At 56.0% G+C, this 19,431-nt stretch carries 19 protein-coding genes and 1 tRNA gene; 15 read left to right on the top strand and 5 right to left on the bottom strand.

Annotated elements, in window-relative coordinates:
- Positions 1–334: 334 nt before the first annotated feature.
- Positions 335–1,798: a P-loop ATPase, Sll1717 family gene (locus ACZ3HG_RS07515; RefSeq protein WP_465332530.1), complete on the top strand. Its 1,464-nt coding sequence runs from the start codon at positions 335–337 to the stop codon at positions 1,796–1,798.
- Here ACZ3HG_RS07515 and ACZ3HG_RS07510 read toward each other — a convergent pair.
- From ACZ3HG_RS07510 to ACZ3HG_RS07500, 3 genes are all read right to left on the bottom strand, one after another.
- Entirely contained in the window at positions 1,795–2,985 is a 1,191-nt protein-coding gene (locus tag ACZ3HG_RS07510) for a tyrosine-type recombinase/integrase (RefSeq protein WP_465332595.1), read from the bottom strand. The genes ACZ3HG_RS07515 and ACZ3HG_RS07510 overlap by 4 nt on opposite strands.
- A gap of 160 nt (positions 2,986–3,145) precedes the next feature.
- Positions 3,146–3,220: transfer RNA gene (locus ACZ3HG_RS07505), tRNA-Arg, on the bottom strand.
- 70 nt (positions 3,221–3,290) lie between these two features.
- Positions 3,291–4,211 carry a formate/nitrite transporter family protein gene (locus tag ACZ3HG_RS07500; RefSeq protein WP_465332528.1) on the bottom strand — a complete coding sequence of 307 codons (921 nt, stop codon included), beginning with the start codon at positions 4,209–4,211 and terminating at the stop codon, positions 3,291–3,293.
- Between the two features lie 246 nt (positions 4,212–4,457).
- Here ACZ3HG_RS07500 and ccmA point away from each other — a divergent pair, with 246 nt between their 5' ends.
- The 10 genes from ccmA to mlaA all read left to right on the top strand — a co-directional run bounded on the left by ccmA (position 4,458) and on the right by mlaA (position 12,251).
- Positions 4,458–5,075, top strand: coding sequence for a cytochrome c biogenesis heme-transporting ATPase CcmA (gene ccmA / locus ACZ3HG_RS07495; protein WP_465332526.1), 618 nt, complete (start codon positions 4,458–4,460; stop codon positions 5,073–5,075).
- Positions 5,075–5,734 carry a heme exporter protein CcmB gene (gene ccmB, locus ACZ3HG_RS07490; RefSeq protein ID WP_062743033.1) on the top strand — a complete coding sequence of 220 codons (660 nt, stop codon included), beginning with the start codon at positions 5,075–5,077 and terminating at the stop codon, positions 5,732–5,734. Before ccmA ends, ccmB begins: the two co-directional genes overlap by 1 nt.
- A gap of 90 nt (positions 5,735–5,824) precedes the next feature.
- On the top strand, positions 5,825–6,568 hold the full coding sequence (locus tag ACZ3HG_RS07485; protein WP_191927976.1) for a heme ABC transporter permease: 744 nt from the start codon (positions 5,825–5,827) through the stop codon (positions 6,566–6,568).
- On the top strand, positions 6,565–6,798 hold the full coding sequence (gene ccmD / locus ACZ3HG_RS07480) for a heme exporter protein CcmD (RefSeq protein WP_062743031.1): 234 nt from the start codon (positions 6,565–6,567) through the stop codon (positions 6,796–6,798). Before ACZ3HG_RS07485 ends, ccmD begins: the two co-directional genes overlap by 4 nt.
- On the top strand, positions 6,795–7,286 hold the full coding sequence (gene ccmE, locus ACZ3HG_RS07475; RefSeq protein WP_222682068.1) for a cytochrome c maturation protein CcmE: 492 nt from the start codon (positions 6,795–6,797) through the stop codon (positions 7,284–7,286). The genes ccmD and ccmE overlap by 4 nt, the downstream gene beginning before the upstream one ends.
- Positions 7,283–9,238, top strand: a complete 1,956-nt coding sequence (locus ACZ3HG_RS07470; RefSeq protein WP_465332524.1) for a heme lyase CcmF/NrfE family subunit — start codon at positions 7,283–7,285, stop codon at positions 9,236–9,238. The genes ccmE and ACZ3HG_RS07470 overlap by 4 nt, the downstream gene beginning before the upstream one ends.
- Positions 9,235–9,792 (top strand): DsbE family thiol:disulfide interchange protein, encoded by a 558-nt coding sequence (locus tag ACZ3HG_RS07465; RefSeq protein WP_191933066.1) that lies wholly within the window; start codon positions 9,235–9,237, stop codon positions 9,790–9,792. The genes ACZ3HG_RS07470 and ACZ3HG_RS07465 overlap by 4 nt, the downstream gene beginning before the upstream one ends.
- Positions 9,789–10,250, top strand: coding sequence for a cytochrome c-type biogenesis protein CcmH (locus ACZ3HG_RS07460; protein WP_191933065.1), 462 nt, complete (start codon positions 9,789–9,791; stop codon positions 10,248–10,250). Before ACZ3HG_RS07465 ends, ACZ3HG_RS07460 begins: the two co-directional genes overlap by 4 nt.
- Positions 10,247–11,455, top strand: coding sequence for a c-type cytochrome biogenesis protein CcmI (ccmI, locus tag ACZ3HG_RS07455; RefSeq protein WP_465332521.1), 1,209 nt, complete (start codon positions 10,247–10,249; stop codon positions 11,453–11,455). The genes ACZ3HG_RS07460 and ccmI overlap by 4 nt, the downstream gene beginning before the upstream one ends.
- A gap of 34 nt (positions 11,456–11,489) precedes the next feature.
- Complete coding sequence (gene mlaA, locus ACZ3HG_RS07450) at positions 11,490–12,251, top strand: phospholipid-binding lipoprotein MlaA (protein ID WP_191933063.1); 762 nt, start codon at positions 11,490–11,492, stop codon at positions 12,249–12,251.
- A 106-nt stretch (positions 12,252–12,357) separates the two neighbouring features.
- Here the strand turns inward: mlaA and fadL are convergent, their stop codons facing one another.
- Positions 12,358–13,692: a long-chain fatty acid transporter FadL gene (gene fadL / locus ACZ3HG_RS07445; protein ID WP_191933062.1), complete on the bottom strand. Its 1,335-nt coding sequence runs from the start codon at positions 13,690–13,692 to the stop codon at positions 12,358–12,360.
- Positions 13,693–14,070: 378 nt separating this feature from the next.
- On the opposite strand from fadL, the gene ACZ3HG_RS07440 reads away from it, so the two are divergent.
- The 4 genes from ACZ3HG_RS07440 to sixA all read left to right on the top strand — a co-directional run bounded on the left by ACZ3HG_RS07440 (position 14,071) and on the right by sixA (position 18,697).
- Positions 14,071–14,367: a YfcZ/YiiS family protein gene (locus ACZ3HG_RS07440; RefSeq protein ID WP_191936666.1), complete on the top strand. Its 297-nt coding sequence runs from the start codon at positions 14,071–14,073 to the stop codon at positions 14,365–14,367.
- 212 nt (positions 14,368–14,579) lie between these two features.
- Complete coding sequence (gene fadI / locus ACZ3HG_RS07435) at positions 14,580–15,890, top strand: acetyl-CoA C-acyltransferase FadI (protein WP_465332518.1); 1,311 nt, start codon at positions 14,580–14,582, stop codon at positions 15,888–15,890.
- Positions 15,890–18,043 carry a fatty acid oxidation complex subunit alpha FadJ gene (fadJ, locus tag ACZ3HG_RS07430; RefSeq protein WP_465332516.1) on the top strand — a complete coding sequence of 718 codons (2,154 nt, stop codon included), beginning with the start codon at positions 15,890–15,892 and terminating at the stop codon, positions 18,041–18,043. Before fadI ends, fadJ begins: the two co-directional genes overlap by 1 nt.
- 171 nt (positions 18,044–18,214) lie before the next feature.
- The gene (gene sixA, locus ACZ3HG_RS07425) at positions 18,215–18,697 is read left to right on the top strand and encodes a phosphohistidine phosphatase SixA (protein ID WP_191933058.1); all 483 of its coding nucleotides are present in this window, start codon (positions 18,215–18,217) and stop codon (positions 18,695–18,697) included.
- Between the two features lie 34 nt (positions 18,698–18,731).
- Here sixA and smrB read toward each other — a convergent pair whose 3' ends face one another.
- Positions 18,732–19,289, bottom strand: a complete 558-nt coding sequence (smrB, locus tag ACZ3HG_RS07420; RefSeq protein WP_191933057.1) for an endonuclease SmrB — start codon at positions 19,287–19,289, stop codon at positions 18,732–18,734.
- Positions 19,290–19,431: the final 142 nt, after the last annotated feature.

Genomic DNA, 19,431 nt, shown 5'->3' with positions numbered 1-19,431 from the left:
CTGATGATCTGTTCGTCGGAAAAACGCTTCTTCATGGGGATGTCCTCATGTGGCTTATGAAGACATTACTAACATCGGGGTGTACTAATCAACGGGGAGCAGGTCAGGTTGGCGATGCCATTTGAAGAAAATCTAAACTGAAAAATTTTTCCGATCCGAAAACGGCAGGCGGGTGCGGTGTAGTGCCGTTTCGGTCTGCACTACATTTATTCTGCGTTGTTTGTATGCTGAAGTGATGAAATCATTGACAATTAATTTATTATTAGAGAATACTCTAATGATTGCACTTATTAGGATGCTTTGACGTAAAGTATCCTCTCAACATGGAATTAATATGAAACTTGAGAACATATCTTTTGGTGAACGAGTCGCCGAGCAGGAATCAGACAGACTATCAAATTATTTTGTGAAAACCCAGCAATGGGAGTCCTTGTATAACGGTGATGTTGATATAATTTTTGGTGCTAAAGGCTCTGGTAAAAGTGCATTATATACATTGTTGCTTAAGAGAGTTGAAGACTTCGAAAGTAAAAATATAATACTTCTATCCGCTGAAAAACCTACTGGTAAAACTGTATTTTCTGATGTAAGTGATGAGCCACCTACTGCTGAAAAAGAGTTTGTAACTTTATGGAAGGTTTATTTCTTGCAAATCACTTGTGACTGGTTGATAAAGAATGATTATTATAAAGGTGATGCTAAGTTAGTTATAGATAAACTAATTGCAGCAGGATTAATTGAGCAAAAAAATTCATTAAAAGCATTTGTTAATAGTGCAAAGAATTTCGCTAAGAAATTGATTAGTATAGAATCTGTTGAAGCGGGTGCAACATTAGATGGAGGAGTGTCTGGGAAGATTTCTTTCAGAACTCCCAGTGAAACACAACGCAGGGATGGATATAGTTCAGTTGATGAGTTGTTCGAGATTCTAAATATATACTTAGGTGAAATAAATGTTGACTTCTGGGTTTTATGTGATCGATTAGATGTAGCATTCGAACAAAGCTTAGAACTTGAAAAAAATGCGTTGCGAGCATTGTTTAAAGTTTATTTAGATTTGGAGGAGTTTGAAAATATTGCTCTAAAAATTTTCCTAAGAAATGACATATGGAATCGGATTACTAAAGAAGGGTTTAGAGAGGCAAGCCATATAACGCGAACTACTAATATTGAATGGTCTACTAATAATTTATTAAACTTAATAGTTGTTAGATCCTTGGAAAATCAAGAGATTATAAACGAATTGGGTATCAATCCTGATGACATCAGGGCTGATTTTGAGAAGCAAAAAGATTATTATTATACACTATTCCCAAGTCAGGTTGATGTGGGTGAAAAACAATCAGATACATTCGATTGGATTATTAGCCGAGTAAGGGATGGGCTAGGCTATGTTGCTCCGCGCGAGCTCATTCACTATTATAATCAAGCGGTTTTAGAAGAACGCAGAGAGCAAGATATTAGCAGTGATAAGGCTGAGCCGCCAAACATTGTAAGTCGGCAAGCTATAAAAAAATCAACTTTTGAAATTTCGAAGGTGAAATTGGAGCAAACAATATTTGCTGAATATCCTATGCTCAGAGAGCATATCATGTCTTTTGAAAATCAAAAGGCTGAGCATACTCTTGAAACAGCAGCAAATGTATGGGGGGTTGATATGGCTAAGGCTAAAAGTCTGGCAGTGCAATTGTCAGAAATTGGTTTTATTGATCAAAAGATTTTCAAAAATGACTCTCAATTGAAGATACCATTCTTATATCGACCATATTTGAATATCGTTCAAGGAAAGGCATTTTAATTCGCGCTGTGATGCAATTTTGATTGCATCACATTCTCACCGTACCAATTAATCATTTCTCTCCGCTGATTGATATATTGCGCATGATTGTAAGTTCCTCTAATAGAGTTCTTATCAACATGCGCAAGCTGCATCTCTATCCAGGCGCTATCAAAGCCATGCTCATGCAAAATAGTGCTCATCATATGCCTGAATCCGTGACCAGTCAGCCGGCCATGATAACCCAGCATCTTGATCACCTTATTGATACTGGCATCGCTCATGGGTTTTCTGACGTCATTCCTGCCCGGAAACACCAGCTGATATTTGCCAGAAATCACCTTCAGCTTTTTGAGGATCTCAACGGCCTGTGTTGAAAGCGGCACCAGGTGAGAACGGCGCTTCTTCATCCGTTCTTTAGGAATTTCCCAAAGTGCGTTTTTCAAATCGAACTCGCTCCACTCTGCGGCTCTGAGTTCAATTGTACGAACGCCTGTCAGCATGAGTAGCTGGGTGGCGTATTTAGTCAGTAAGCTGCCCTGATAGCCATCCAGCGCTTTCACAAAGTCTGGGACCTCTTTCTCAGTCAGGAAGGGGAAGTGATTCTGTTTTGGCTTGTTCAAGGCAATGGCCAAATCGGGTGCGAAATTATGTTTTGCCCTGCCCGTGACGACGGCATAACGCAGCACTTCACCGCAGCGCCGACGGATTTTACTGGCCTGCTCTAATGCCCCGCGTTTCTCAATTTTTTGCAGGACCGTGAGTAACTCCAGCGGCTCTATCTGATCGACAGGGCGATGACCGACAAAAGGGAATATATCGCGTTCCAGGCAGCCTAAAACCTCTTTAGCGTAGCCTTCAGACCATGTGCTTTGCTTGGAGCTGTGCCACTCTCTGGCCACGGCCTCGAAATTGTTCTCATGAGAGAACCGCAGCGCTATCTTCTCGGCTTTACGGGCATCGCTGGGGTTGATTCCTTTTGCCAGCATCGAACGGGCCTCATCACGCTTACGGCGTGCCTCAGCCAGAGAGACTTCCCCGTAAACGCCAAAAGAGATCATCTTAGGTTTACCAATAAAGCGATAGCGAAAGCGCCAGCCCTTTGCGCCATTCACCTCAACAAGCAGCGACAGGCCAGCGCCATCGTTAAGCGTGTAGGGTTTTTCCTGCGGTTTAGCGCGTTTAATTTGAATGTCAGATAGCAGCATGTGTATAGAAAAAATATCGAACCAGGTTATACGCAATATTATACACAACTGTGTATAGATTCCATTATATTTGGCGGGACGTTGCTGGACGTCAGGTGTGGGTTATTATTCTGTTTATAAAGGATTTTTAGACTTTCTGGAACGTGCCGGGAGGTGTAAATGGTGTCCCCTGCAGGAATCGAACCTGCAACTAGCCCTTAGGAGGGGCTCGTTATATCCATTTAACTAAGGGGACAGCGGCGCGCAGTATAGCGCAATTCATGCCGCAGATTAACCACTTACCGCGCTGACTGCGCGATTAACCATCAATTGTCCTGTTCTGCGGCCTCTTTTTTCTGCTGGCGCTTCGCTTCGGCTTCTGCTTTGGCTTTGGCTTTGTTACTCATATCGTTGCGAATCTGCGCATGGCTGATCAGCGCGAAGATAAAGGTACCGCCAATAATATTGCCTGCCAGCGTCGGCAGGGCAAACGGCCAGATAAACTCCTGCCACGGGATAGCGCCGTTAAACACCAGATAGAAGATCTCCACCGAGCCCACCACGATATGCGCCAGGTCGCCCAGCGCCACCAGCCAGGTCATCAGGATAATAATCCAGATTTTTGCCGCACCCGCTGAGGGGAACATCCACACCATGGTGGCAATGATCCAGCCGGACACCACCGCGTTGGCAAACATTTCGCCGGGAGTATTCTCCATCACTTTCTGACTGATGGTGACAAAGGCACCGCGAACGGCGTCGTCGAAAATCGGCATATGGTTAAAGGCCAGCGCGGCCAGCGCCGTGCCGATCAGGTTACCGAGCAGCACCAGGCCCCACAGGCGCATCAGCAGCAGCACGTTGCTGCCGCTGGGTTTGTGCATCACCGGCAGAACGGCGGTCACGGTGTTTTCGGTAAACAGCTGCTGGCGCGCCATAATGACGATGATAAAGCCAAAGGTGTAGCCCAGGTTCTCCAGCAAAAATCCGCCGGGGCCGTCATGCAGATTCACCTGGAAGATCCCTTTCGCCATCAGCGAGGCTCCCATCGACAGCCCGGCGGCGATGGCGGAAAACAGCAGCGCCAGTCCGTCACGCTCCAGCTCCTTCTCCCCCTCCTGACGTATCTGCTCGTGAACGGCGGCGGCGCGGGAGGGGAGGGCATCTTCATCCACCTCAATCTCCTCACCCTGTTCGCTTTCCTCACTTTCTACCTGGTTTTCATTATCGTTTTGTGTGGTTTTCATCATCGTTCCCGAAAAAATAGTTATCCCCTAAGCGTAGCGGGTATTTGCTGATGTGATGTCAGGTCACCCTGTTTAAGATTAAGAGTAACAAAGCTTTAACCACAGGCTACAATCGCTTAAAAAGCCGCCATTTCAGGGGGTTTTAAGGGGGTAAACGGCAACAGACCGGGCCTGGTCAGCTTAGGCAGACACACTCTTTGTGGTACTATCCCGCCATTAAATTTAACACTATGCGATTTTCCTCTCATGCTGGCAGCCCAAAATCTGACATGTGTTCGCGATGAGCGAACGCTCTTTAGCGATCTCAGTTTTACCGTTAAAGCCGGCGATATGGTGCAGGTGGAAGGGGAAAACGGTGCGGGCAAAAGCTCCCTGTTACGCATTCTGACCGGTCTCAGCCAGCCAGAGCAGGGGGCCGTGCTCTGGCAACAGCGCAGCATCCACCAGCAGCGCGACGCGTTTTACGCCAGCCTGCTCTACATTGGCCATCTGCCGGGGGTAAAAGCCGTACTGACCCCGTTTGAAAACCTCCGTTTCTGGTATCCGCACGCGTCGCAGGACGAACTCTGGCAGGCGCTGGAGCAGGTCGACCTCACCGGCTATGAAGACGTAGCGGTTGCCCGGCTGTCGGCCGGTCAGCAGCGGCGCGTGGCGCTGGCCCGGCTGTGGCTGTCCCGTGCGCCCCTGTGGATCCTCGATGAGCCGTTAACCGCTATCGATCAATCCGGTGTGGAAACGCTGATGTCACTGTTTATAAAGCATGCCGGGCAGGGCGGGGCGGTGATCCTGACCACGCATCAGGCGCTGCCTTCGGCGGCGGTCAGCCTCAGCCGCATTCGCCTGACGTCAGGCGGGGCCGTCTGATGCTGTGGCCGGTCATGAAGCGGGAGCTGCGCATCGCGTTTCGCAGCGGGGCGGAAATTGTTAACCCTCTGTGGTTTTTTCTGATTGTCATCACCCTGTTTCCTTTAGGGATTGGGCCGGAGCCTGAGCTGCTGGCGCGGATTGCGCCCGGCATTATCTGGGTGGCGGCGCTGCTTTCGTCCCTGCTGGCGCTGGAGCGTCTGTTCCGTGACGATTTTCTCGACGGATCGCTGGAACAGCTGCTGCTGCTGCCCACGCCGCTGCCGCTGACGGTGCTCGGTAAGGTTGCCGCCCACTGGATGGTCACCGGCCTGCCGTTGCTGATCCTCTCGCCGCTGGTGGCGCTGCTGCTGTCGCTGGATTTTACCACCTGGCGTGCGGTGGCGCTGACGCTGCTGCTGGGGACGCCCACGCTCAGTCTGCTGGGGGCGATTGGCGTCGGGCTGACCGTCGGGCTGCGTCGGGGCGGAGTATTACTGAGTTTACTGGTGTTGCCGCTGGCCGTGCCGGTCGTGATTTTTGCCAGTGGGGCGATTGAAGCGGCCAGCCAGGGGCTGCCGGTTGATGGCTATCTGGCCCTGCTGGGCGCTCTGCTGGCCGGCAGTGCGACGCTGGCACCTTTTGCCACGGCGGCGGCACTACGAGTAAGCGTACACTAACCGGCTGATAAGACAGAATAACAGGCTGACGTACGTACGATTGACGAACAACACCAGAACGATGACTTTTTGACTGTGAGCAAAATAATAATGTGGAAATGGATACATCAGCTGGGCAAGCCAGAGCGGCTGTACCAGTTATGCGGTCGCTTTGTACCGTGGTTTGCGGTCCCGGGCGTGGCCGTGCTGTTGCTGGGCTGGGTGTGGGGCTTTGGCTTCGCCCCGCCAGCCTCTGAGCAGGGTGACGGTTTTCGTATCATCTATATCCACGTGCCGATGGCCATGTGGTCGATGGGGATCTATGGCTCTATGGCCGTCGCCGCTTTTATCGGGCTGGTCTGGCAGTGGAAAACCGCCGATCTTGCCGCGATGGCCATGGCACCTATTGGCGCGGTGTATACCTTTATTGCGCTGGTGACCGGGGCCGCCTGGGGCAAGCCGATGTGGGGGGCGTGGTGGAAGTGGGACGCGCGTCTGACCTCTGAGCTGGTGCTGCTGTTCCTCTATATCGGTGCTATCGCGCTGTATCATGCCTTTGAGGATCGCCGGGCGGCCGGACGTGCCTCGGGCATTATGATCCTCGTGGGGGTCATTAACCTGCCGATTATTCACTACTCCGTCAACTGGTGGAACACCCTGCATCAGGGCTCCTCCGGGGTGCTGTTACAGGCTGTCGACCCGAGTATGCGTCCGCCGCTGCTGTGGGCGGTGCTGGGCGTCTGGCTGGTGTTTATCACCCTGACGCTGCTGCGCCTGCGCAATCTGCTGCTCCACAGCGAGCGCCACCGTCCGTGGGTGGCGGCGATCGCGGCAAAAGGAGGGCGCAGCGTATGACCCCTGCCTTCGCATCCTGGCATGATTTTTTTGCCATGGGCCACTATGCCTTCTACGTCTGGCTGGCCGTTGCCAGCACGTTGATCCCGCTGGCTCTGCTGGTGCTGCACACGCTGTGGCAGCGTCGTCGCCTGCTGGCCGGGATCCGCCAGCGACAGGCGCGTGAGCAACGCATTCGTGCGGTAAAAATGAAAAAGGCCGCCCCTGCCGCGGCAGGAGAAAAATCGTGAATCCCCGTCGTAAAAATCGCCTGATTCTGGTGACGCTGGTGCTGGTCGGGCTGGGTCTCGCTACCGCGCTGGTGATGTACGCGCTGCGATCGAACATCGACCTGTTCTATACCCCGGGTGAAGTGATCAACGGCAAGGGGGACCAGCAGGTGAAGCCGGAGCCGGGCCAGCGTCTGCGCGTGGGCGGGATGGTACTGCCGGGCAGCGTAAAGCGCGATCCGCATACGCTGAAAGTGTCGTTTAAGCTCTATGACGCGGTGGGGGTGATCAGTGTCAGCTACGAAGGGATCCTGCCGGATCTGTTCCGTGAAGGGCAGGGTGTGGTGGCGCAGGGTGTCCTGCAGGACGGCACTCACGTGACGGCCTCTGAGGTGCTGGCAAAGCATGATGAAAAATACACCCCGCCGGAAATTGAAGACGCAATGAAGAAAAACCATCGTTCCCCGGCGGCCACCGCCGCCACCGCCGCAGCGGGAGGTCAGCCATGATGCCGGAAGTGGGAAGTTTCCTGCTGTGCCTGGCGCTGGCGCTCTCGCTGCTGCTGAGTGTCTACCCCCTGTGGGGGGCCGCGCGCCAGGACCAGCGTCTGATGGGGCTGGCGCGTCCGCTGACCTACGGGCTGTTTGCCTGCATCGCCGGGGCCTTTGCGATCCTCGTCCATGCGTTTGTGGTAAATGATTTCAGCGTTGCCTATGTGGCCACCAACTCCAATACCCTGCTGCCGGTCTATTATCGTATTGCCGCCACCTGGGGCGCGCACGAGGGATCGCTCCTGCTGTGGGTGCTGCTGCTTAGCGTCTGGACGCTGGCGGTGGCGCTGTTCAGTCGTTCCATGCCGGAGGATGCCATCGCGCGCGTGCTGGCGGTGATGGGGATGATTAACCTCGGTTTCCTGCTGTTTATCACCCTGACATCCAATCCGTTCACCCGCACGCTGCCTGACTTCCCGATCGACGGCAGCGACCTGAACCCGATGCTGCAGGATATCGGCCTGATCTTCCATCCGCCGCTGCTGTATATGGGCTACGTCGGTTTCTCCGTGGCCTTTGCTTTTGCCATTGCTTCACTGATGGCCGGGCGGCTGGATACGGCCTGGGCGCGCTGGTCGCGGCCCTGGACCACGGCAGCCTGGGTATTTCTCACCATCGGCATCGTGCTGGGGTCGGCCTGGGCCTATTACGAGCTTGGCTGGGGCGGCTGGTGGTTCTGGGATCCGGTAGAAAATGCCTCCTTTATGCCGTGGCTGGCCGGCACCGCACTGATCCACTCGCTGGCGGTGACGGAAAAACGCGGCACCTTCAAAGCCTGGACGGTGCTGCTGGCGATCACTGCTTTCTCCCTCAGCCTGCTGGGGACCTTCCTGGTGCGCTCCGGGGTGCTGGTGTCGGTTCACTCCTTTGCCTCAGATCCGGCGCGCGGCATGTTTATCCTCGCCTTCCTGATTATTGTGATTGGCGGTTCGCTGCTTCTCTACGCCATTAAAGGCGGCAAGGTGCGCAGCCGGGTGCAGAACGAGGTCTGGTCGCGCGAATCGTTCCTGCTGGGCAACAATGTGCTGCTGATTGCCGCGATGCTGGTGGTCCTGCTCGGCACGCTGCTGCCGCTGGTGCATAAGCAGCTGGGGCTGGGCACCATCTCTATCGGCGAACCCTTCTTCAATACCTTATTTACCTGGCTGATGGCACCGATGGCGCTGCTGATGGGCATCGGCCCGCTGGTTCGCTGGCGGCGGGATCAGCCACAGAAGCTGTGGAAACGGCTCGGGCTGGCGCTGCTGGCCACCCTGCTGCTGTCCATCCTGCTGCCGTGGCTGATGCAGGATCGCATCGAGGCGATGACGGTCGTGGGGCTGCTGATGGCGGTCTGGGTGATCATCCTGACCTTGATGGAACTGCACGAGCGCGCTACCCACCGGCACGGCTTCTTCAGCGGACTGCGGCACCTGTCGCGCAGCCACTGGGGCATGGTGCTCGGCCACCTGGGTGTTGCGGTAACGGTGATCGGCATTGCCTTCAGCCAGAATTACAGCGTGGAACGCGATGTGCGTATGAAAGAGGGCGACGGCGTGGACGTGGCCGGTTACCACTTCACGCTGCGCGGCGTGAATCGCCTGGTGGGCCCGAACTATTCCGGTACGTCGGGGGTGATAGACGTCACCCGCGATGGAAAGCATGAGGCGACGCTGTCGGCGGAAAAACGCTTCTACAGCGCGGCGCGAACCATGATGACTGAAGCGGCCATCGACGGCGGATTCACCCGCGACCTTTACGCGGCGCTGGGCGAAGAGCTGGACGACAAGTCCTGGGCGGTGCGTCTGTACTATAAACCCTTCGTGCGCTGGATCTGGTTTGGCGGCGTGTTTATGGCGATCGGTGGGGTGCTGTGCCTGCTGGATCCCCGCTACCGGTCGCGTAAGAAAGCCCTTAAGGAGGCGGTATGAATAAGAAAGTGCTGTATATCCCGCTGATCCTGTTTTTACTGCTGGCCGCGGCGCTGCTCTGGCAGCTCAGCCGCAATGCCAACGGGGACGACCCCACCCGGCTGGAGTCCGCGCTGGTCGGTAAGCCGGTGCCGGTTTTTAAGCTGGAGTCGCTCGAGCAGCCGGGCAAAACCTATGACCAGTCGGTGCTTAACGACGGTAAGCCGATCCTGCTGAACGTCTGGGCCACCTGGTGCCCGACCTGCCGGGCCGAGCATCAGTATCTGAATACCCTGGCCGCGCAGGGCGTGCGCGTGGTGGGGCTGAACTATAAAGACAACCGGCAGAAAGCGGTCGACTGGCTCAACAGCCTGGGTAACCCGTATGCCCTGAGCCTGTATGACGGTGACGGAATGCTCGGGCTGGATCTGGGCGTGTACGGCGCGCCGGAAACGTTTTTGATCGACGGTCACGGCATTATCCGCTATCGCCACGCCGGGGATATGAACGAACGGGTCTGGCATGATGAGGTGAAACCGCTGTGGCAGAAATACAGCCAGGGGGCCGGATCGTGAAAGTGTACGGGATCCTGCTGGCGCTGGTGCTGTTCAGCGCGGGTGTGCAGGCTGACAACATTGATACCTATTCCTTCGCGACAGTGGCCCAGGAGCAGCAGTACCGCCAGCTTACGGCGTCGCTGCGCTGTCCGAAGTGTCAGAACAACAGTATTGCCGACTCAAACGCCATGATAGCGGGCGATATGCGCCTGAAAGTGTATCAGCTGTTACAGGCCGGACAGACACCTGAACAGGTGAAGGCTTATATGGTGGCGCGCTACGGTAATTTTGTTTCTTACCAGCCGCCGGTCACCCCGTCGACGCTGATCCTCTGGGCCGGGCCGGCCCTGTTTGTCATTATCGGCGCGCTGGTGATCATCCTGCGCAGCCGTAAACGGGCCGTACGCGTCGAGCTGGATGCTGAACAGCAGCAGCGGCTGGATGCACTGTTAAAGAATGACGGGAAGCAATCATGAGTGCGCTTTGGTTAACGATCCTGATCCTGCTGGTAGCCGCCTGTGGGCTGATTTTATTCGGCGCCGGGCGTCGCAGAAGACATAGCACAACCGATCGCGACCAGCTGAATCAGGTCTTTTATCATCAGCGTCTGCAGGAGCTGGAAGAGGATGAGGGGCAGGGCGTCGTGGCCGATCGCCCCGAGATGGTGCGGGAGCTGCAGGAAACGCTGCTGCTGGATATCCCGCAGCAGACCTCGCCGCCGCAGGCACGTCAGGTCAGCCGCTGGGTGCTGCTGCCCGGTGTGGTGATCCTCGTGGTGGTCAGCCTTGGCGTCTATTTTAAGACGGGAGGCCTGCAGCAGGTCATGGTCTGGCAGCAGGTGAAAAATGAGCTGCCTGCACTGCGGGCACAGGTGATGGACCCTCAGGCGCGACCGCTCAGTATGGAGCAGCTGGCGCGTCTGGCGCTGGGCATCCGTTCCGGGCTGCAAACCGATCCCGGTAATCTTGATGACTGGAAAATGCTGGGCCGCCTTGGCATGGTGCTGAATAACGCCGCGATGGCTACCCAGGCCTTCCGTCATGCGCTACAGCTGGCCCCTGGCGACCTGGATGTTCGGCTCAGCTATGCCGATGTGCTGACGCGGTCCGCCGATCCGCAGGATAACCGCGAAGCCCTGATGATGCTGGAGCCGATGGCGGTGCAGTATCCCGACAGTGTGCAGGTGCAGGGGCTGTTAGCATTCAATGCCTACAGCCAGCAAGATTACACGCAGGCGATTGCATCATGGAATAAGATGTTGTCTCTGCTACCGAAGGGTGACGGACGTGCGGTCATGATCCAGCGCAGCATTCAGCAGGCGAAAAGTGCGTCAGGTAAAGAGAACAGCCGCCTGGCATTAACAATCAGTCTGTCCCCGGCGGCAGAAAAAATGTTACCGAACGACGGAGTGTTGTATATTTCTGTGTCTGACGGTATTTCGCAGGTTCCCGTAGCCGTGAAAAAAGTGCCGTTGAGTCATTTTCCTTTATCGATCACGCTGGATGACAGTAATGCCATGATGCCAGATCGGTTACTATCCGCGCAGCATCAGGTGCAGGTTCGCGTACGCATCTCACGCGACGGCAGCGTAAATCGTTCACCCGGCGACTGGTTCGGGTTGAGCGAGATACTGCCATTTTCAGGTCAACAGCAGCTTGCCGTTGAAATTAACCGGCAATAGCGGGCGATAATCTAAAAAGTACAGGGAGAAAACTATGAGCTATCGCCTGACGGGTTTAGCGCTGGCGAGCGTACTGATGGTCGGCTGTGCCAGTTCTAAGACAGGGGATGAACCTCAGGGACATGCCGATCCTCTGGAAGGTTTCAACCGGTCCATGTTCAACTTTAACTACAACGTGCTGGACCCGTATGTCCTGCGCCCGGTTGCCGTGGCGTGGCGTGACTATGTGCCGCAGCCTGCGCGTAACGGGCTGGGTAACTTCTTCACCAACCTTAACGAACCGTCGACGATGGTGAACTACTTCATTGAAGGCAATCCGTATAAGGCGATGGTGCACTTTAACCGTTTCTTCCTGAACACGCTGCTGGGCATGGGGGGGCTGATTGACGTTGCGTCGATGGCGAACCCGAAGCTGGCAAAAGAAGAGCCGCGCGCCTTTGGCAGCACGCTGGGTCACTACGGCGTGGGCTACGGTACCTACGTGGAAGTGCCGGGCTACGGGGGGTTTACCCCACGTGAAGATATCGGTGGCCTGGTGGATGATGTCTATCCGCCGCTGCTGTGGCTGACCTGGTGGATGTCGGCAGGGAAATGGGCACTGGAAGGGATTGAAACCCGTGCGCAGCTGCTGGATTCCGACGCGATCCTGAAGAATTCAAACGATCCTTACGCCTTTATGCGTGCGGCTTATTTCCAGCATCATGATTTCCTGGCGAGTGACGGTAAGCTGATCCCGCAGGAAAACCCTAATGCGGCAGCGATTAAGAATGATCTCGGCGATATTGATGCCGAATAAGGCCTGAGTTCAGGCTGAATGTTTTCATCCGGGCATCAGCTTCCTCTGTTAATAAAAAACCCCACAGGCGTGGGGTTTTTTTTTGCTTTAACTCTGAAGAGCCGTCTCAGAATTTATAGTTGAAACTGGCACCGTACAGCCAGGCTTTACCGCTGGAGCTAAAGGTATAAGGCGTTGCCTGTCCATTCTGGGCGGTAGCAATCGGGTCATTCCCTTCCTTGACGGTGACTTTTTTACCGTGCATATAGGAAACGCCTAAATCCACTGACGCGTCTTTATTAAAGGCATACGACGTACCGGCACTCAGCCATAAACGATCCTGATCGGGAATGGAAATAGAACGTTTATCTGACGGTACCGGGCTGTCATCAAAGGCAATACCGGTGCGGAAGGTCCAGTTATCGTCGTAATAATAGCTGGTACCGAGGGCAATACGATAAGCATCGTGGAAGCTTTCGTCTTTATAGAACAGCTCCTGACCATTGCTGCCGGTGGCTTTTAATTCCTGGAACTGGCTCCAGCTGGTATAGGCCATGCTGTAGTGAACGGCCCACTGCGGTGCCACTTTGTGGTAACCGGAAATTTCCCACATTTCAGGCAGGTTCAGCGACAGCGAGCCCGGAATGGTGCTGCCGCTGGTGCCGGTAGGCAACCCGAACTGGCTGCCGATAGGGTTAAAGGCGACCGGAATATCACTGCGGTAGTCACCGTCAAAATCAATCTTCACTTCAGAGCGGTAGGTCAGACCGAAGCGGTTATTATCATCCACTTCATACAGCACGCCGGCGTTCCAACCGTAGCCCCATTCATCGCCTTTCAGGTGGGCAATCTGGGTATCGGCAGGGGCCGCAGGCAAGCCTGCTGCCGGCAGGAACGAACCCAGTTCGCCGATGGTACGTTCAATTTTAGCCCGGGCGTAGACTGCATCAAAGCCCACACCAAAGCTGAAATGCTGGTTAAGGCGGTAGGCAGTGCTGAGGTTCAGGTTCATCGTCAGCAGGTCGGTTTTACCGGCAAACGGACCACCGGCATAGCCGTCATTAAACTCAGTTGCGAGACCGTAATTGCTGGTGGCCGATGCGCCGATCCACCACTGGTCATTCAGCGGCTGCACATAATGAATATTCGGCACCCACTGGGTCGGAGCAATATTATCGGCATTCAGACTATTGCCTGCGCCAGACTGCCCCTGAATATTAACATCCGGGTCAATAAATACCGCGCCAATAGAAAACATCGGACGGTCCATTAATGCCATGGTTGCCGGGTTACGGCTGGCTGATGCCGCAGAATCACCCATCGCCCCTTCGCCTGCATAAGCACGACCCAGACCAATGGTAGAGAATTCGTTCAGTTGAAAGCCAGCTGAGAAAGCATTAGAAGAAACAAGCGCCACTGCTGCTGCGAGTGCAGACTTAGCAAACAGGTTTTTATGGTTCATAACCACAACCTCATTATCTGATTTTATAATTAAGCTCTGTTACTAGACGTAACAAGGGATCGCGGATTCTAGTGACTGACAGACAACGAACAAATCAGACCAGTGGCGCAAGTATAGGTCTGACCTGTGTATGTGTTGCAATAATGTTTTTCAAATATTTCTAAATTGTTCACGGAAAAGAGATCTGGCTAACAAAAACCTTACATTCCTTTTTTACCTCATTCAGTGTGACTTGTTTCGGATCAATTAATAGTGTGATTTTCATCACTCAACACCCTGTTTTCAGGGGATGACTGGAGCTGAAATAGTGTCGGGCGTAAACTGACGACAGTCTCAATTAATCTGCCGCCAGACAGACAGCGGCAAGCCGGAGGATGTATGACTGACGCGATTAACCGCTGTAATGCCAGCGAAACCGCAGCCTGTTGCTGTGTTGACGTGGGTACCGTGCTGGACAATACCGACTGTACTGCCAGCTACAGCCACACCTTTAACAGCCGTGATGAGGCAGAAGCGGCGCTGCGCACGCTCAGTGAAAAAGCCGCTGCCGTGGCCTCTGAGCCCTGTCAGATCGACAGCCGCTTCAGTGAGACTCCGCAGGGGGTCCAGCTTGACTGTGATTTTCTCTTCAGCTGCCAGGCTGAAACCATGATTTTCCAGCTCGGCCTGCGCTAATCTCCTGGTGGAGGGTGTGCCCCTCCACCAGAATCGTGTTTCTTCTCGCATTTTTATCTTCCTGCCGTAGCGCCCACCGTTATTCTGGTTAACACTGATCAGGTCAGACCTCTTGGCAGTGATGCCGTCGTTCTAAAGACAGGCCTTCATTCACCCCCATTGCCGCCAGTGCAGCTGTAATGTGATGTGATGCGGGCAGAAAGGTGAGAATAATGAGTAAAGCATTCCCATTGCTGACACGTCAGGGGGATCGCATCGCGATCACCCACGGGCTGCGTACGCCCTTTGCCCGTCAGGCCACCGCCTTTCACGGCATCCCCGCCCTGGAGCTAGGCCGGATGGTGGTCAGCGAACTGCTGGCCCGCAGCGAGATCCCCGCAGAGGTGATTGAACAGCTGGTGTTTGGACAGGTGGTACAGATGCCGGAAGCGCCTAATATCGCCCGGGAAATTGTGCTGGCCAGCGGTCTCAGCGTGCATACCGATGCCTACAGCGTCAGCCGTGCCTGCGCCACCAGCTTTCAGGCAGTGGCTAACGTCACCGAAAGCCTGCTGGCGGGGACGATTAGCGCCGGAATGGCTGGCGGGGCAGACTCCTCTTCCGTGCTGCCAATTGGCGTCAGCAAAACGCTGGCGCGGATGCTGGTCGACCTGAACAAGGCCCGGACCCTGCCGCAGAAACTCAAACTTTTCAGCCAGCTCCGGCCGCGTGACCTGCTGCCGGTGCCCCCGGCCGTGGCGGAGTATTCGACCGGGCTGCGTATGGGCGACACCGCCGAACAGATGGCCAAAGATCATGGCATCACCCGTGAGGAGCAGGATGCGCTGGCACACCGCTCCCACCAGCGCGCAGCCAGCGCCTGGCAGCGTGGCCTGCTGCAGGATGAGGTGATGACGGCCTGTGTCCCGCCGTGGAAGCAGCCTTTCCTGCAGGATAACAGTGTGCGTACCGAATCACGGCCTGAAGACTATGCCCGCCTGCGTCCGGCATTCGACCGTCAGCACGGCAGCGTCACGGCGGCCAACAGCACCCCGCTGACCGATGGCGCTGCGGCAGTGGTGCTGATGACGGAATCCCGCGCGCGTGAGCTGGGCCTGGTGCCCATGGGCTACCTGCGCAGCTACGCCTTCAGCGCGATTGACGTGCGGCGGGATATGCTGCTGGGCCCGGCTTATGCCACACCGCTGGCGCTCGAGCGCGCCGGTGTCACCCTGGCTGACCTTTCGCTGATCGACATGCATGAGGCTTTTGCGGCACAAACGCTGGCGAACCTGAAGATGTTCGCCGACGAGCGCTTTGCCCGTGAGGTGCTCAACCGGCCCCACGCGCTGGGTGAGGTGAATCAGGAGATCTTCAACGTATTGGGCGGATCTATCGCCTACGGACACCCGTTTGCCGCCACCGGAGCGCGGATGATCACGCAGACGCTGAATGAGCTGCGGCGTCGCGGCGGCGGACTGGGGCTGGTCACGGCCTGTGCGGCCGGTGGCCTGGGTGCGGCAATGGTTCTGGAGGCAGAATAATGGATTTACCCACTGCATTTACGCTGACGATGCGTCTGGATAACGTCGGGGTGATCACCATTGACGTTCCGGATGAAAAGATGAATACGCTGAAGGCAGCATTCGCCGGACAACTCCGCGAGGTGCTTCAACAGGCGCGGGCCAACCCGCAGCTCGCCGGGCTGGTGATTATCTCGGGCAAGCCGGATTCCTTCATTGCCGGAGCCGATATCAGCATGATTGCGGCCTGTACCACGGCACAGCAGGCGAGTGCGCTGGCGGAAGCCGGTCAGGCGGTGATGGCTGAGATCGCCGCACTGCCGGTTACGGTGGTGGCGGCGATACACGGGGCCTGTCTGGGCGGCGGGCTGGAGCTGGCGCTTGCCTGTCATCGCCGGGTCTGTACCCTGGATGATAAAACCCGACTGGGCCTGCCCGAGGTCCAGCTGGGGCTGCTGCCCGGTTCCGGGGGCACGCAGCGTCTGCCGCGCCTGATCGGGGCCTCCACCGCGCTGGATATGATCCTGACCGGGAAAACCCTGCGTGCGCGGGCGGCACGGCGTTGCGGACTGGTGGATGACGCCGTACCGCACAGTATCCTGCTGGAAACCGCTGCCCGCCTGGCGCTGAAACCGCGTAGCGCGACACAAGCCCTCCCGCTGCGGGAGCGTCTGTTAAACGGTCCGGCGGGCAGGGCGATCCTGTTTGCGCTCGCCAGACGTCAGACGCAGGCCAAAACGCACGGTAACTATCCGGCGACGGAAAAAATTCTCAGCGTGGTGCGCTGCGGGTTGGAGCAGGGCAGCGGCAGCGGTTATGCCGCCGAAGCAAAGGCTTTTGGTGAACTGGCCATGACACCGCAGTCAGCGGCCCTGCGCAGCCTGTTTTTTGCTACTACAGCGCTGAAAAAAGACCCTGGTGCCAGCGCAACGCCGCGCGTGCTAAACCGGATCGGTGTGCTGGGCGGTGGCCTGATGGGCGGTGGTATTGCCTGCGTGACTGCCACCCGCGCCGGACTGCCGGTCAGGATCAAGGATATCAGCCCGGACGGCATTAACGCTGCGCTGAAAGCCAGCTGGCAGGTACTGACCCGGCAGGTGAAGCGGCGGCATCTGAGCGCCGCAGAGCGTCAGCAGCAGATGGCGCTGATCAGCGGCGGCACCGATTATCAGGGCTTCCGTCAGCGCGATATGGTGATTGAAGCGGTATTTGAAGATCTGGCACTGAAGCAGAAGATGGTGGCAGAAATCGAAGCGCACTGCTCGCCGGAGACGCTGTTTGCGTCAAACACCTCTTCGCTGCCGATTGCCGCAATTGCAGCGGACGCGCAGCGGCCGGAGAATATTATTGGCCTGCACTACTTCAGCCCGCCGGAGAAAATGCCGCTGGTGGAGGTGATCCCCCATGCCGGCACCGCGCCTGTGACCATCGCTACCGCCGTCGCCCTGGCGAAAAAACAGGGGAAAACGCCAATTGTGGTGTCTGACCGGGCGGGTTTTTACGTCAACCGCATTCTGGCTCCGTATATGATTGAAGCCATGCACTGTCTGCTGGAAGGGGAGCCGATCGACTCTATTGATCAGGCGCTGGTCGGGTTTGGTTTCCCGGTAGGGCCGGTGCAGCTGCTGGATGAGGTCGGCATTGATGTCGGCGCGCATATTATGCCCGTGCTGCAACAGGCCTGGGGCGATCGCTTTGCACTTCCTGCCGCGCTGGATGCCGTTCTGAAAGATGACCGCAAGGGAAGAAAAAATGGCCGGGGTTTTTACCTTTATCCGCAGAAAGGGCGCAGAAAGCAGGTAGATAACTCCGTATACCGGCTGCTGAAGCTCAGTGAGAAACACCATCTCAGCGCACAGAATATCGCTCAGCGCTGTGTGATGATGCTGCTGAATGAAGCGGCCCGTACGCTGGATGAGCAGGTGATTGCCAGCGTACGTGACGGGGATATCGGGGCGGTATTCGGCATCGGCTTCCCGCCGTTTCTTGGCGGGCCATTCCGCTATATGGATCAGCTGGGCATTCGCGAGGTGGTGAACCAGTTAACCCTGCTTGCGCAGCGTCACGGGACACGTTTTACGCCCTGTGAGCGGCTGATAAAAATGGCTGAAGCGGGGGAATCTTTCTGTAAAACGGAAGTGAAGCTGAATAGTCGCACTGATTCAGCGGGTTAGTCTGGCGGGGCAGTGAATGCGCTTTTGTGGGGCATTCTGCGGGGCGCTCACTAAGTAAACAATCGGTTGACTATACTCAAGGCATTGGGGTACAACACACCGTTCATTCTCTGGATGAAGAGTCGGATGGCGTTGTCCCCCGGCGTTTTTGTTTAACAACAGCGGTGCTATATGCAAGTTTTCATTATGCGTCACGGCGATGCGGCATTAGATGCAGCCAGTGATTCTGTCAGACCTCTGACCCACTGCGGCTGTGATGAGACTCGTCAGATGGCGAACTGGCTTAACGGCCAGTCGGTGGATATTGAGCGGGTACTGGTCAGCCCGTATCTGCGTGCGCGGCAAACGCTGAACACGGTTCGTGAGGCGTTGCCCCTGCCCGAAGGCGAAGATGTGCTGCCGGAGCTGACGCCGGGAGGCGATCCGGGGCTGGTAGCCTGCTATCTGCAGGTGCTGGCGAACGAAGGAGCCAGGTCGGCGCTGGTGATCTCTCACCTGCCGCTGGTGGGCTATCTGGTGGCTGAACTCTGCCCGCAGGAAGCGCCACCGATGTTTGCGACCTCCGCCATTGCGTGCATTGAGTTTGATGCGGAGAACGCCACTGGCAAGCTGGAGTGGCAGGTTTCCCCTGCCAAACTCGCCAGGGCGATATGATCGACGGCGGCGGACCGGATCAACCGGTCCGCCCCTACGGCAACATCAGTTCTGGCGGCAGCCACTCTTCGATTTCAATCAGCACCAGCAGTGCTGCATCCCCACCAAACAGCTTTGGCGCCTGATGAAAGGCCATCACCATGGGGTGCTGGGCCAGCCACAGCGGCGTTTGCTGTTTAAGAACATGTTTGCCGTGGCCGTGCATCACGCTGGCGCAAAAGATATGCTCACGGCGACAGGCGGCAATCAGCGCGCCCAGCTCTTCTTTGGCCTGTTTCTGCGTCAGCCCGTGCAGGTCGAGAAAAATTTCCGGGCTGTAATCCCCGCGACGCAGCTTCTTCAGCTCATAGTGGTCAACATCCGCACGTACATAACGCACCGCACCTTCACTGGCCAGCAGCGGCTGAAATTCATCTGAAAAATAGTGGCTGTTATCCATCTGCTCTGACAGCAGGCGCTTCTGCGGCACATGGTCTGTTTTTTTACGCAGCGGCTTGTGGACAATGGTGTCCTGGGCCAGCTTACGCGTGCCGGCCATCAGCCCGCGAAACAGCGCCAGGTCTTCTGCATTCAGATTCTCTTTTTTACTCATTCTCTGCGATCGCTATGCGTTAGGTGAGGGCCATGACACCAGTTAAAGGGCCATAACATGCGTTTTCTGCCGTCAGTCTACCTTTTCCGCGCCTGCGGCTGAAACAAATCTCAGCTTTTTCACCCCCCCGCGCTGAATTATC

This window comes from Erwinia sp. PME.40.26/001, from assembly GCF_055556675.1.
Note: the sequence above shows the minus strand (reverse complement) of the source record. Positions and strands in the feature narration are given on the sequence as shown.

Excerpts from the sequence above, each read along its gene's own strand:
- ACZ3HG_RS07515 (WP_465332530.1), top strand. The coding sequence starts at position 335 with ATGAAACTTGAGAACATATCTTTTGGTGAACGAGTCGCCGAGCAGGAA.
- ACZ3HG_RS07510 (WP_465332595.1), bottom strand. The coding sequence starts at position 2,985 with ATGCTGCTATCTGACATTCAAATTAAACGCGCTAAACCGCAGGAAAAA.
- ACZ3HG_RS07500 (WP_465332528.1), bottom strand. The coding sequence starts at position 4,211 with ATGAAAACCACACAAAACGATAATGAAAACCAGGTAGAAAGTGAGGAA.
- ccmA (WP_465332526.1), top strand. The coding sequence starts at position 4,458 with ATGCTGGCAGCCCAAAATCTGACATGTGTTCGCGATGAGCGAACGCTC.
- ccmB (WP_062743033.1), top strand. The coding sequence starts at position 5,075 with ATGCTGTGGCCGGTCATGAAGCGGGAGCTGCGCATCGCGTTTCGCAGC.
- ACZ3HG_RS07485 (WP_191927976.1), top strand. The coding sequence starts at position 5,825 with ATGTGGAAATGGATACATCAGCTGGGCAAGCCAGAGCGGCTGTACCAG.
- ccmD (WP_062743031.1), top strand. The coding sequence starts at position 6,565 with ATGACCCCTGCCTTCGCATCCTGGCATGATTTTTTTGCCATGGGCCAC.
- ACZ3HG_RS07470 (WP_465332524.1), top strand. The coding sequence starts at position 7,283 with ATGATGCCGGAAGTGGGAAGTTTCCTGCTGTGCCTGGCGCTGGCGCTC.
- ACZ3HG_RS07465 (WP_191933066.1), top strand. The coding sequence starts at position 9,235 with ATGAATAAGAAAGTGCTGTATATCCCGCTGATCCTGTTTTTACTGCTG.
- ccmI (WP_465332521.1), top strand. The coding sequence starts at position 10,247 with ATGAGTGCGCTTTGGTTAACGATCCTGATCCTGCTGGTAGCCGCCTGT.
- mlaA (WP_191933063.1), top strand. The coding sequence starts at position 11,490 with ATGAGCTATCGCCTGACGGGTTTAGCGCTGGCGAGCGTACTGATGGTC.
- fadL (WP_191933062.1), bottom strand. The coding sequence starts at position 13,692 with ATGAACCATAAAAACCTGTTTGCTAAGTCTGCACTCGCAGCAGCAGTG.
- ACZ3HG_RS07440 (WP_191936666.1), top strand. The coding sequence starts at position 14,071 with ATGACTGACGCGATTAACCGCTGTAATGCCAGCGAAACCGCAGCCTGT.
- fadI (WP_465332518.1), top strand. The coding sequence starts at position 14,580 with ATGAGTAAAGCATTCCCATTGCTGACACGTCAGGGGGATCGCATCGCG.
- fadJ (WP_465332516.1), top strand. The coding sequence starts at position 15,890 with ATGGATTTACCCACTGCATTTACGCTGACGATGCGTCTGGATAACGTC.
- sixA (WP_191933058.1), top strand. The coding sequence starts at position 18,215 with ATGCAAGTTTTCATTATGCGTCACGGCGATGCGGCATTAGATGCAGCC.
- smrB (WP_191933057.1), bottom strand. The coding sequence starts at position 19,289 with ATGAGTAAAAAAGAGAATCTGAATGCAGAAGACCTGGCGCTGTTTCGC.